Source organism: Desulfonatronospira thiodismutans ASO3-1 (assembly GCF_000174435.1).
GTDB classification, from domain to species: domain Bacteria; phylum Desulfobacterota; class Desulfovibrionia; order Desulfovibrionales; family Desulfonatronovibrionaceae; genus Desulfonatronospira; species Desulfonatronospira thiodismutans.
Map to the genome: position 1 here is coordinate 1,012,436 of NZ_ACJN02000002.1, position 12,524 is coordinate 1,024,959.

At 54.9% G+C, this 12,524-nt stretch carries 10 protein-coding genes; 7 read left to right on the plus strand and 3 right to left on the minus strand.

Annotated features, from left to right (window positions below):
• Nucleotides 1-94: 94 nt before the first annotated feature.
• The 5 genes from DTHIO_RS10875 to DTHIO_RS10895 all read left to right on the plus strand — a co-directional run bounded on the left by DTHIO_RS10875 (nt 95) and on the right by DTHIO_RS10895 (nt 7,450).
• Nucleotides 95-2,398, plus strand: a complete 2,304-nt coding sequence (locus DTHIO_RS10875) for an endonuclease MutS2 (RefSeq protein ID WP_040418517.1) — start codon at nt 95-97, stop codon at nt 2,396-2,398.
• A gap of 190 nt (nt 2,399-2,588) precedes the next feature.
• Nucleotides 2,589-4,286: a DNA primase gene (dnaG, locus tag DTHIO_RS10880; protein WP_008870348.1), complete on the plus strand. Its 1,698-nt coding sequence runs from the start codon at nt 2,589-2,591 to the stop codon at nt 4,284-4,286.
• Between the two features lie 324 nt (nt 4,287-4,610).
• Nucleotides 4,611-6,377: an RNA polymerase sigma factor RpoD gene (rpoD, locus tag DTHIO_RS10885; protein WP_008870349.1), complete on the plus strand. Its 1,767-nt coding sequence runs from the start codon at nt 4,611-4,613 to the stop codon at nt 6,375-6,377.
• A 119-nt stretch (nt 6,378-6,496) separates the two neighbouring features.
• The gene (locus DTHIO_RS10890; protein WP_008870350.1) at nt 6,497-7,162 is read left to right on the plus strand and encodes a thermonuclease family protein; all 666 of its coding nucleotides are present in this window, start codon (nt 6,497-6,499) and stop codon (nt 7,160-7,162) included.
• Nucleotides 7,163-7,258: 96 nt separating this feature from the next.
• On the plus strand, nt 7,259-7,450 hold the full coding sequence (locus DTHIO_RS10895) for a hypothetical protein (RefSeq protein WP_008870351.1): 192 nt from the start codon (nt 7,259-7,261) through the stop codon (nt 7,448-7,450).
• Nucleotides 7,451-7,555: 105 nt separating this feature from the next.
• On the opposite strand, the gene DTHIO_RS10900 is transcribed toward DTHIO_RS10895, so the two are convergent.
• From DTHIO_RS10900 to metX, 3 genes are all read right to left on the minus strand, one after another.
• Complete coding sequence (locus DTHIO_RS10900) at nt 7,556-8,788, minus strand: BPL-N domain-containing protein (RefSeq protein WP_161598664.1); 1,233 nt, start codon at nt 8,786-8,788, stop codon at nt 7,556-7,558.
• Between the two features lie 87 nt (nt 8,789-8,875).
• Nucleotides 8,876-9,529 (minus strand): methionine biosynthesis protein MetW, encoded by a 654-nt coding sequence (gene metW, locus DTHIO_RS10905; protein WP_008870353.1) that lies wholly within the window; start codon nt 9,527-9,529, stop codon nt 8,876-8,878.
• Entirely contained in the window at nt 9,516-10,688 is a 1,173-nt protein-coding gene (gene metX / locus DTHIO_RS10910; protein ID WP_008870354.1) for a homoserine O-acetyltransferase MetX, read from the minus strand. Before metX ends, metW begins: the two co-directional genes overlap by 14 nt.
• Before the next feature lie 103 nt (nt 10,689-10,791).
• Here metX and DTHIO_RS21685 point away from each other — a divergent pair, with 103 nt between their 5' ends.
• The gene (locus DTHIO_RS21685; protein ID WP_161598665.1) at nt 10,792-10,962 is read left to right on the plus strand and encodes a hypothetical protein; all 171 of its coding nucleotides are present in this window, start codon (nt 10,792-10,794) and stop codon (nt 10,960-10,962) included.
• Nucleotides 10,963-11,151: 189 nt separating this feature from the next.
• Nucleotides 11,152-12,498 carry an O-acetylhomoserine aminocarboxypropyltransferase/cysteine synthase family protein gene (locus tag DTHIO_RS10915; protein ID WP_008870355.1) on the plus strand — a complete coding sequence of 449 codons (1,347 nt, stop codon included), beginning with the start codon at nt 11,152-11,154 and terminating at the stop codon, nt 12,496-12,498.
• The last annotated feature ends 26 nt before the right edge of the window (nt 12,499-12,524 follow it).

Genomic DNA, 12,524 nt, shown 5'->3' on the forward strand with positions numbered 1-12,524 from the left:
ACACTTTATTATTTCAGCCAAATTTCACGCCGGGGCGTGAGCAACCAGCCTCCCTGCATGGCAAATGTGGGGAGGCCTTATCAAATCCTTTCTTATGGAATCCAGGACCAACACCCTGCTGGAGTTTCCCAGAGTCCTTCAGTATTTAAGCCAGGAAGCTGTATCCAGCCCTGGACGTGACTTTTGTACCAGGATCCGTCCATTTACCGACCCCCACGAACTGGAAAAAGAGCAGGCCCTTCTGCACGAGGCCATTTCAGCCCTGCAGGAGTACGCCGTAGTTCTGGGTTCTTTTCCGGAGCTTGACCGGGTCCTCCCCCTTTTAAAAGACCAGGATGCGGTTCTGGATCTGGAAGGGCTGTGGGGGCTGCAGAGCTTTCTGGAGGCAGCAAATGCGCTTCAATCCTCCATGCAGGAAATTGATCCCCAGGGTTTTCCATCTCTTAGAGCCACCTGGGAGAATATCTCCTGGCCGGGCACTCTCTGGTCGGCCATGCACAGGTGCATCAGCCAGTCCGGGGAGATAAAGGATGACAGTTCACCAGAGCTGCAGGATGTTCGAGGCGAGATTCGCAACCTTCGGTCTCAATGCTCCAGAAAGGTGAACGAATCCTTGAGCCGGGAGAATTATTCCCACTACCTGCAGGACGAATACCTGACCATATCCTCGGATCGTTACGTCCTGGCCCTGAAGAGCAATTTCAAGGGCAAGGTGCAGGGCATCATCCATGATTATTCCCAGACCGGGGAAACCTGCTATTTTGAACCCATGTTCCTGGTGGATCTGAACAACCGCTTCCAGGAACTTCTGCAGCTGCAGGCCGAGGAAGAAAGAAAGGTCCGGGCCTACCTCACGGACCTGGCCAGAAGAAGCCTGGATGCTCTGCAGCAGGTCTATTCCTGGCTTATCCGCATGGATGTGCTGTGGGCCAGGGCCAGGATGGCCGGCCGCCTGCAGGGCAGGGTGCTCTCCCGGGAGGGCGAAGATAGCCTGGAGCTTAAAAACCTGCGCCATCCTCTGCTGGTGCTGGGTGGACACCATGTTGTGCCTGTAGATGTGAGCCTCAGACCAGGTCAGAAGGCTCTGGTCATTTCCGGGGGCAACGCCGGGGGCAAGACCGTATGCCTCAAAAGCCTCGGTCTGGCGGCTATTATGGCCCAGAGCGCCCTGCCCGTGCCTGTGGATGAGGGCAGCAGCGTACCTTTCTGGGACAAGATATTTGTTTCCATGGTTTCTCAGCAGGGAGTGGAGGAAAGTCTTAGCACCTTTACGGACCAGATAGAGCATTTCAGCAGGTTCTGGCCCGAGGTTGATTCCAGAACCCTGGTGATTCTGGACGAGTTCGGGGTGGGCACCGACCCGGCCCAGGGCGCGGCTCTGGCCCAGGCTGTTCTGGACGCCCTGCTGGATAAAGGGGCCTGGACAGCCACGGCCACCCATTTTCCGGCGCTTAAGGCCTATGCTCTGTCCCGGGAGGAGGTGCGTGCCTGCTCGGTACTTTTTGACCCGGAGACCAAAAGGCCGCTGTACAGGCTGGCCTATGACCAGGTGGGAGCCAGCCGGGCCCTGAAGGTGGCCCGGGAGCAGGGGCTTCCTGGGGAAATAATCGACCGGGCTCAGGAGTACCTGCTGCTGGAGGGCGAAGAACAAAACCGTCTTTTTGAACGGTTAAACCAGCTTGCAGCCCAAAGGGAGCAGGAGCTGGCCGGTCTGAAAGAAGAAAAGACCAGGCTTGCCCGCAAGCTGGAAAAAAAGCGTCAGGATCTGGCCCGGGACCAGGAAAGGCTCATGCAGGAACTCAAAGGTCAGGGCCAGGAAATCGTCAGAAAGTGGCAGGAGCAAAAGGTCGGGCGCAAAAAGGCCCTGAAGGAGCTGTCCGAGGTAAGGCGGGCAGCAGAAGAACTGGGCACCGGGGAAAAAGATGCCAGCGAGCCGGCCGGGCTTGCCCTCGAGGATATTACTATTCATGATGCTTATTTCTACCCGGCCTGGAACCGTACCGGAACAGTCCGGGAAAAGGATGAGCGTAAAAAACAGGTCAAGATAGATTTCGGGGGCATATCCCTGTGGGTGAACCCGGGGGATCTGAAGCTGCCCCGAAAAAGCACCGGTGCAAAACCATCTGCCGGCTATTCTTCGTCCACCGGTGGTGCACAGTCCATCAGGCTGGATATCCGGGGCAAGTACCGTGATGAAGCCCTGGAAGAACTGGAAAAGTACCTGGATCAGGCCATGCTGTCCGGCAGAAAGCAGGTGGAAGTCATTCACGGCAAGGGCACCGGGGCTTTGAAAAAAGCTGTGCGGCAGTACCTGCAAAGAAGCCCGGTTATCAAGGATTTCTCCCCCGGGGCATCGGAATCCGCTGATGACGGAGTGACCACTGTGGAACTGCCTTGATAGAAGCCAGAGGACAGGCGTCAGGGGTCCCCGGTGAAACACCCAAGAGGCTTGCCCGGTTAACCTTCTTCCAGTTAACTGGGGGACCCCGGTTTCACGGCGCAAGCAGAAGTCAGGGGGCAGGGGTCAGGGGTCGGAGACTAAAATCAAAAAAGCCTGAAAAGGCTGGTGCCGGCAGGGAGTAAACCAGATGTCCTTTATAGACCCCCGGGAAGTGGCTGAGATCAAGTCCAGGCTGTCCCTGGAGGATATCGTGGGCCGGTATGTGCAGCTAAAGACCGTGGGCGGACGACTCATGGGTCCGTGCCCTTTCCACCAGGAGACCAGGGCCTCTTTTTCCGTGACTCCGGACCAGGGCTTTTACTACTGCTTTGGGTGCCAGGCATCCGGCGACATTATCGAGTTTTTCAAAAACATAAACGGTCTGGATTTTAATGAAGCTGTCACCCAGCTGGCAGCCGAGGCCGGAGTAAAGCTTGCCAGGCAGGGAGGTTCCCCTGGACCTGCTTCTATGGGCCGTGCTTCAGTGTGCAGGGAGGTAAATTCCTGGAGCAATTCTTTTTTCGGGCAGCACCTGCAGGGAAGTAACGGTCAAAAGGCAAGGCTTTACTTAGAAAAAAGACAAATAAGTCAGGAAACAGCCAAAGCTTTCGGCCTGGGCTGGAGTCCTGATGGGTGGAATAACCTCAAATCATTTCTGGAGTCCAGGGGCTTTACCCCTGAAGACGGTGTAGAGGCCGGAGTCCTTAGCCGAAACGAGAGAGGCAGGATATATGATCGCTTCCGGGCCAGGTTGATTTTCCCCATTATTGCCCTGTCCGGTGCTGTGGTGGCCTTCGGGGGCCGGGTCATGGGCGATGATGAGCCCAAGTACTTAAACAGCAGTGAAAGCCCGATTTATACCAAGGGAGAGCATCTTTACGGGCTTTACCAGGCCCGTACGCATATCACCCGTTCCAGCCGGGTACTGCTCACCGAGGGATACCTGGATGTAATGGCCCTGCACCAGTATGGCTTTGAAAACAGCTGCGGGATTCTGGGCACAGCCCTGACTAAGGCCCAGGTGAAAAGGATGGCCGGGCTGGCCAGGGAAGTGGTGCTTATCTTCGATGGCGACGCTCCCGGGCAAAGTGCCGCGTTGAAAAGCGCGGAGATGATCCTGCAGGCCGGGCTTACCTGCCGGGTGCTTATCCTGCCCGAGGGAGAGGATGCTCACAGCCTGCTGGTTGCCAGGGGCAGGCAGGGGCTGGAGGATCTTTTGCAAAAGACCACAGACGGTCTTGATTTTTGTCTGAAGATGCTTAGCACAAATAAATCCCCCGGGGAAACAATGAAGTGGGTTGAAAATTTTATAACGCACTTCAAGGATCTGTCCTGGAGATCCTACTACATTCCCAGGGTGGCTCATGTCCTGGGGCTGACCGAGAAGGAGCTGCGGGAGAAGTTTACCCCTGCGGCGCAGAAAACCCCGGGTGATACCAGGGTCTGGAGCCAGCAGGGCAAGGGTGCGGAGCAAAGAGACCGCGAACTTCTTACCTTTGCGGTGTGTTTTCCCGAAGACCGGACCCGTCTTCAGAATAAAAACCTGGGCCTGGTTCTCACATCGCAGTGGGCCAGGCAGTTCTGGGACAAACTGCGGGTCATGCACCAGGATGACTTAAGCGCTCTGAATGAAGACGAAAGCGCTTTTTTTGTGCAGAGCAAAATGCAAAGAGCACAGCTGGAAAAAGAAAAGACGCGGATTCTGGCCCAGATAGAAGAGTTTATAGACCGGTGCATGACCAGGATGAGCACCCGGAATCTAAAAACAGCCCTTTCCAGGGCGCAGCAGAGCCAGGACCAGGACGAGGTCAGGCGTATCCTGCAGCTTTTGCAGAAAAGTTTCTAAGCTTCTTCCGTGACCCTGTGCGGAGAAAAAGGCCTTTTGGGGCAACCTTGCCGGTTGCTTTTTGTTACAAATTTTTCAGGTCAATATCTATCAGGCCATGCCTGAACTTTGATAAATTGGACCGCTTATTAACCCTGCAGCGAAACTTATGACTGACCTACGGGGACTGTCCCGCACCTACTTGGGAATGATTTCATGAAATCGCTGGAACTTGCTGAGAAATCAAGTAGGTGCGGGACTGTCCCCAATTGAGATAATATTATATTTTATAAGTTTCGCTGCAGGGTTAAGGGCGGTACAAAAACAGTCTGTAGAGGGAGCACTATGCGCAGCATAAAGGATGTTCAACAAATCAAGGCGTTGATTGCAGAAGGCAAGAAAAAGGGTTTTTTGACTTTTGACGAGATAAACAAGGCCCTGCCTTCAGATGTTACCACACCTGAGCAGGTGGAGGAAATAATTTCCATTTTTGATCAACTGGATATAGCCATTGTAGACGGCAAGGCAGGCAAGACCATATCTGTCTCCTCCGAGGACACCAACTCCCTGGCTGAAACCCTGGCCCTGAACCTGGACCGCCTGGAAGATACTGCCGAGGCGGTTTCCAGGAGCAATGACCCGGTGCGCACCTATCTGCGCGAAATGGGTGCAGTGGGCCTTCTGGACCGGGACGGTGAGGTGGTTATCGCCAAAAAGATCGAATCCGGGGAAATGGAAGTACTTTACTCCCTGGTGGAAGTCCCTGTGGCCATAGAAGAGCTTATCCAGGTGGGAGAGGATCTGAAAAAAGAAAAGATCAAGCTCAAGGACGTGGTCAAGACCATCGAAGAGGACGACCCCACAGAAGAAGAAATGAATCAGCGCGAAAGGGTCATTGCTCTTCTGGAGGAGATAAAGCAGTGTTACAAGAAGCGCAGAAGTGTCTATGAAAAACTCAATGAATGCGCCCGCCTGGACCGCCGTGTTTACGGGCAGCAGAAAAAGATCCTGGACTACAAGTACGAGATCGTAGAGCATCTCAAGCATATCAAGCTGGAAAAGACGCTTATTGACTCCATAATCGAAAGGGTAAACGATTACGTGCGCCAGATGCACAACTGTCAGCGGGACCTGAGCGCCTATATTCTTTCCTTAGGCATGTCCCAGGATGAACTGCACAGCCTTTTGAACAAGCTGCACAACAGGGAAATCAATCCTGTGGCAGCCGCTGATCAACTGGGTATGACCGTGGACGAGCTTTTTTCCTTCAAGGAGCTTATTTATGGAAAAATGGAGATCCAGGAAAGGCTGCAGCAAAGATGCATGCATAATGTGCATGAACTTGAGGAAATCCTGTGGAGGATAAACAAGGGCAACGAGGAAGCTCTGCGGGCCAAGCAGGAGCTTATCCGGGCCAATCTGAGGCTGGTTGTAAGCATTGCCAAGAAATATACCAACCGCGGACTGCAGTTTCTGGACCTGATTCAGGAGGGTAATATCGGCCTGATGAAGGCGGTGGACAAGTTTGAGTACCAGCGCGGCTACAAGTTTTCCACCTATGCCACCTGGTGGATCAGGCAGGCCATTACCAGGGCCATCGCCGACCAGGCCCGGACCATCCGCATCCCTGTACACATGATCGAAACCATCAATAAACTGGTGCGTACCTCCAGGTACCTGGTCCAGGAACTGGGCCGGGATCCAAGCCCCGAGGAAATAGCCGAGCGCATGGATTATCCCCTGGAGAAGGTCAAAAAGGTACTCAAGATCGCCAAAGAGCCCATCTCCTTAGAGACCCCCATAGGAGACGAGGAAGATTCCAGCCTGGGAGATTTTATCGAGGACAAGAAGGCGGTGGCTCCGGCGGACGAGGTAGTGAACTCCAAGCTTTCGGAGCAGATTTCCAAGGTCCTGGCCGAACTTACCCCCAGGGAGGAGCAGGTGCTGCGTAAACGCTTCGGCATCGGGGAAAAGTCTGACCATACCCTGGAAGAAGTGGGCAAACTGTTCAATGTAACCAGAGAACGTATCCGTCAGATCGAGGCCAAGGCCCTGCGTAAACTCAGGCATCCGGTGCGCAGTTCTTCCCTTAAGACCTATTATGAGAGTTGATTTAAAGATTATGGGATTATGGGATTGAGGGATTCAGGGATTGGGGGATTATGGGATTCAGGAGCAGGGTGCAAGTGATGGGGCAGTAGTGGATTTAAGGACAGCGGATGGGAGGGGTTATGCGAGCACGGTGGAGGGCATGTGTTTACTGGCTGTTTATTGCAATTCTGCTTCCGGGTCTGGCTCAGGCCGGGGCGCAGAACAGGGAAGTCCGGGTTGCCTGGGTGCCGGACGGAGATACATTGATCCTGGAAGACCGGGAGGTTGTCCGGATAAAAGGTATGGATGCCCCGGAAACGGCCGGCAACGGGCGTCCTGACCAGTATTTTGCCCAGGAGGCCACTGAGAGGCTGGAAGAGCTGATCAAGGACAGGGTCATAACCCTGAAGACAGGACAGGTGCCGGAAGATCGATATGGCAGAACTCTGGCCCATGCATATTTGCCCTCTGGAGAAAACATAGGCCTCTTGCTGGTGCGCGAAGGCCTGGCCTTTTACTACCCGCACGAGGACCAGGACGAAAAGATTTCCAGGGATCTGCTCAGGGCTCAGCAAAGAGCCATTGACGAAAGTGCCGGGTTCTGGCCCGAAGTGCTTAATCAGCACCCTGAAGTGGAAACATGGGCGGGGAACAAGCGCAGCAAGCGTTTTCATCATCCAGGCTGCGGTTACGGGCAAAGAATATCCGAGCACAACCGCGAAGAGTTCGACACCCTGCGGGAGGCCTTTTACGCCGGGTATGCCCCATGCCGCAGATGCACTCCCTGGCCGGATGCAGACAGGTGACCCAGCAGCTGTTCAGGACCCGGAGCTGCAGGAAAGACATTTCGAGGCCGGATGAAAAATTGAAAACACTGTAAACGGATTTGACAGGAGTAAATCATGGATGACTGGGTAGAAGTAGCCAGGTTCGATTCGATGAGTGACGCAGTACACAAGGAAAAGGCCCGCATAGAAAATATGGCCTTAGACGTGGGGCTTATGCCGGAAAAGGTGGTCCAGGTGGAGGACAAGGGCAAGATTATTATTTCAGTCCACCCGGAATTCTATGACTATTACGGCCATGGGCAATAACCGGCAATTCAAGTTCTGTTTTGCATAACGTTTCCAAGTATTTGCATGTTTTGGAGCATTTGCGCCGTATAAGAAAATGCGGGGCTGCCCCCCTGCATTTTCTTTTCACCGCTCAAGCAGGTATAAAAGATGGTCCAGGGGCTGGATGAGCCGACCGTAAAGGCCTCCATATCCGGGAAAGGACCCGAAGAGTTCCAGTTTTTCCTGCTGCAGATCCAGGTCCGAGCTTGCTTCAGGGGACGAAGGAGCCAGAGACATGGCCAGGCGTTCTCTTGTGAGATAGGTTTTGAGCCTGGAAAGAAAAGAATCCAGGTGTCGGGCAAAGGACTCTTTTTCCCCCTTCCAGAATTCCTGTGCCTTGCGGCCGGGTCTTTGCCCCTGGGCGTGCCCGGCCATGGCGTACAGAAAATTCACCGGCGATCCCGGCACTCCCCTGCGCCACCCCAGAAGCCAGGGGGTGCGCCAGTAGAAAAGGAAATGGGCCCGGCCGAGCTCGATTATTTCCTCCAGACCCTGCCTGCATCGCATTAAGACATCATCTTCCCATACCGGCTCGATATTTTTGAGGTCCCAGCTGCTGACCCGGGTTTTGACTTCCCGGGGGATATTCCAGCCAAGCCAGGTAAAAAGAAGTTCACGCAGAAGCCTGTTGGCCTGCCTGGATTGAGGGGTCTCCAGGTGGGAATAGCTCAGGACGAACTCGCCTGAACCCATGGTGCCGTGCAGTATGCATGGTTCGCTGCGGAGCAGGCCAGGGTCCAGATTGATGCCGTAGACCTTTTCCCACTTGCATATGTCTGCCTGCTTCAGGTCGCTGTAGGGCAAATCGGCCGTCCAGAAGTCCTGGTCCGGTTCCAGGTATTCTGCCAGGGCCCTGACCCCGTCTGATGCATTGTCCCCGGGCTCAAACTGGGAGGGCCACCATACCGGCAGGCAGATGTCCCGGCGGCTTTCTTTCCAGTGGGGCAGGCGTACCCTGCAGCGGACATGCCCGCTGAAATTGGGCAGCCTGTCCTGCATGGGTTTTCTGGACCAGTGGCACAGGTCCAGGCAGGGAGAACCCGAAGCAGAGCTTAGTCCCATGCCGGCCCCTCCGCAGATGCCCAGGTATTTTCCACCGGCGGAAATATAATCCCTGATGCTGGACATGCCTGCCAGGCCCAGACTGTCCGCTTTGAGTCTGGCCCATCCCCCGGGCACCAGCAGACCGGCCGGGGGGCGGGTGCTTAAAATTTCACCGCGGATGTCCTGTGAGCTGACAATTCGGGCCGGGATTTCCAGATCCTTAAGGGCCCTCCAGAGCATCAGCCCCCAGAGGTGGGACTCGTCCCAGAGCATGTAAAAAATGTTTTCATGCCTGAACATGGATCATCTATAACATTAAACCTGCTGAAAAGACAAATACAACCGGGCTGCAAACATTTTTCATCCGCCCTGGCGCAGGCAGAAAAGGGCAACAGTGGAGCGCAGGTTGGGCCAGATATTTACCTTCCTGTTCTGTACCAGATAGTTCAGCTGCAAAAAACGCCGGCTTACAATCTCCACCTGCATCTCCCGGCATAATTCCTGGAAATCCTTGATGGTGGCCAGCCTGATTTCCGGGGATTCGTACCATTTGTAGGGCAGAGTCTGGTTTACGGGTAAGCGGCCGGTAAGCAGAAGGTGCAGCCTGATACGCCAGTGGGCGAAGTTGGGAAATGTAACCACTGCCCTGTGCCCGATGCGCAGGGCCTGCTGAAGCAGGGCCAAGGGGTTTTTCACCGTGAGCAGGACCTGGTTTAAAATTACCAGGTCGAAGCAGTCCCCCAGAAAATCATTGAGCCCCTCCTCCAGGTCGGCCTGAATTACGGACAGGCCCTGGGCCAGGCAATCGGCCACATGTTCGGAGTTGAGCTCTATGCCCTGTTCCCGGACCTGTTTTTCCTCTTTTAGTTTCTTTAAAAGCTCTCCCCGGCCGCAGCCCAGATCCAGGACACGTTCACCGGTACCGGCAAGCTCCATAATGTATGGGTCCAGCTCCCTGTCCCGGTGCAGGCTCCTTTTCCAGTCAAAACGAACTTTGTCATCACTTGCCTGCACGTCTGTCCTCCCTTTCCAGTCTGGTGAGATAACCCGATACCACGTCCCCCATGCGGTTGCCGGGGAGCAGGAAGGCGTCGTGTCCCTGGTCGCTGCCGATATTGCAGTAGGATACGTTTTTGTCAGCCTGGCGCAGGCCCTTGACCAGTTCCTGAGACTGGGACGGGGGAAAGAGCCAGTCACTGGTGAATGAAATCACCAGAAATGAGCTTTTGCAGGGTTCAAAGGCGTTTTTCAGGCTGCCGTAGTCCAGGTGCAGATCGAAATAGTCCATGGCCCGGGTGATATAGAGGTAGGTGTTGGCGTCAAAGCGCTTGACAAAGGTGCTGCCCTGGTGATGCAGGTAGCTTTCCACCTGAAAATCCGCACCCAGCTTGAACCCGCGCTCTGTACCATCGATCATGCGCCGGGAAAACTTGCGCAGCATGGCGTTTTCCGAAAGATAAGTGATGTGCGCGATCATCCTGGCCAGGGCCAGGCCGCTTTCCGGCTGCTGATCCGGCTTGTACAGCCCGTAATTCCAGGAAGGGTCGCTCATGATGGCCTGTCTGGCCACTTCGTTGAAGGCTATGGCCTGCGGGGACATACGGGCGGTGGCGGCTATGGGTATGGCTCCCAGGACCATTTCGGGATAGCTTATGGGCCATTGCAAAGCCTGCATTCCGCCAAGGGAACCGCCGATAACCGCCAGCAGTCTGTGTATTCCCAGGTAGTCCACAAGCCATTTCTGGACCTGGACCATGTCCCGGACAGTGTAAAAGGGAAAGTTCAGGCCATACGGCCTGCCTGTGGCCGGGTCTATGTCAGCCGGGCCGGTGGTGCCCTTGCAGCCCCCCAGAAAGTTGCTGCAGATAATAAAGTAACGGTCTGTATCCAAAGGTTTTCCCGGTCCAATGAGCATCTCCCACCAGCCGGGCTTCTCACCTGGTTTACCGGTGTGATAGCCTGCAGCATGGGCATCTCCGGACAGGGCGTGGCAGACCAGGATGGCGTTGTCCTTTTGCGGGGAAAGCCGGCCGTAGGTTTCATAGGCCACTGTAACCGGGTGCAGAGTTTTGCCGGACTCCAGCTGCAGAACCCACTCCGCCCCCCTGAAGGTGACGCTTTGGGTCTCAACCAGGCCTACGCTGGAATGAGGTATTTCGCTTCCCCGGCTCATGAACGCTCCTGTAAACTGTCTGCAGATTTAAGCCTGTGTTTTCAGTTGAAAGTATCTGCCGCCGATTATTGAAAAAATTCGACAGCTGTCAGCCAAAGTAAACATGATTACGGATGAAGGCAACATTATGCACTCAGGGGGTATAGTCAACTGTGTATGGACTGCAAATAGTTTTTGCAGGTACGAGGACAATTTATTAGAATACAAAGGCCTGGCCGAAAAATCAAATCTATCCTGGCCCTGGTCCGGCAGGCCTGTCATGCCCGGGATTTAATCCAACATGCAGGTTGTGGACCGGGAAGATTTTGCAATTTTAGCTAAAAAAGGTTATCTATTTGGCAGATGAGCAAAAGAACGACATATTCTGCAAAGAACAAGCAACTGTCAAGAATTATGCTATGCGGGCAAAAGGTCCTTGCGGCGCAAAAACCAGAGGTTCAAAGCATATAAGGAGGCAATTGTCATGTCCCGAAAAGACTGGAAAACGGAGACCATCTCTTTGCATGGCGGGCATACCCCTGATGTGGCCACACGCAGCCGGGCGGTGCCCATATACCAGAGCACCAGTTTTGTTTTTTCCGACAGCCAGGATGCGGCTTCCCTGTTCAGCCTGAAGCCCGAAGTGTGGGCACCCAGGCTCAACCTGGACACCGAAGGCCTGAGGCCGGATGATTTCGCACCGGAAGCCACTGGAAATATCTATACCAGGATAATGAACCCCACCACTGATGTCCTGGAGAAAAGAATGGCCCTCCTGGAAGGCGGAGTGGGGGCGGTGGCCACCAGCTCGGGCTCCTCGGCCATTACCTACGCCGTGATGAACATCTGCGAAAGCGGAGATCACATTGTTTCCTCCTCCAGTCTTTACGGTGGCACTTACAACCTGTTTCGCCATACCCTGCCCCGCTACGGAATAAGCACCACCTTTGTGGATGCAACCTCGCCGCAGTCCTTTGCAGATGCCGTAACTGACAAGACTAAGTGTATGTTTGTAGAGACTGTGGGCAATCCCGGCCTGGACACCCCGGATCTGGCAGAACTGGCTGCAACCGCCCACCGGGCCGGGGTGCCGCTTATAGTGGACAATACCGTACCTACTCCTGTACTATGTAGGCCTTTTGAGTCCGGAGCGGATATAGTGGTGCATTCCTTGACCAAGTTCTGCGGCGGACACGGCAATTCCATAGGCGGGGTCATAGTGGACAGCGGCAACTTCGACTGGAAAGCCCCGGACAGGTTTTACATGCTCACACAGCCTGATCCCTCCTACGGCGGTGTGGTCTGGTCCGAGGCAGTGGGCAGGGCCGCTTATATCATCCGGGCCAGAACCGTTCTGCTTCGCGATACAGGTGCCTGCATTTCGCCTTTCAACAGTTTTTTGATCCTGCAGGGCATAGAAACCCTGGCCATGCGCATGGAAAGGCACAGCCAGAATGCCAGGGCCACAGCACGGTATTTAAAAGATCACCCTGCTGTATCCTGGGTCCTGTACCCGGGACTGGATAACCACCCCACCCATGAGCAGGCACGCCGTTACCTGCAGGGAGGTTTCGGAGCTCTGGTGGGATTCGGGATCAAGGGCGGCCTGGAGGCAGGCCGCAGGTTCATAGACAGGCTCAAGCTTTTCAGCCACCTGGCCAATATCGGTGATGCCCGCAGCCTGGCCATTCACCCGGCATCCACCACTCATGCCCAGCTCACAGAAGAAGAGCAGAAAAGCGCCGGAGTAAGCCCGGATTTTATCCGGTTGTCCATAGGCCTGGAGCATATAGATGACATCCTGGCCGACCTGGAGCAGGCTCTGGGATAGCCTGGGGCATAGGGCATGGGGCATGG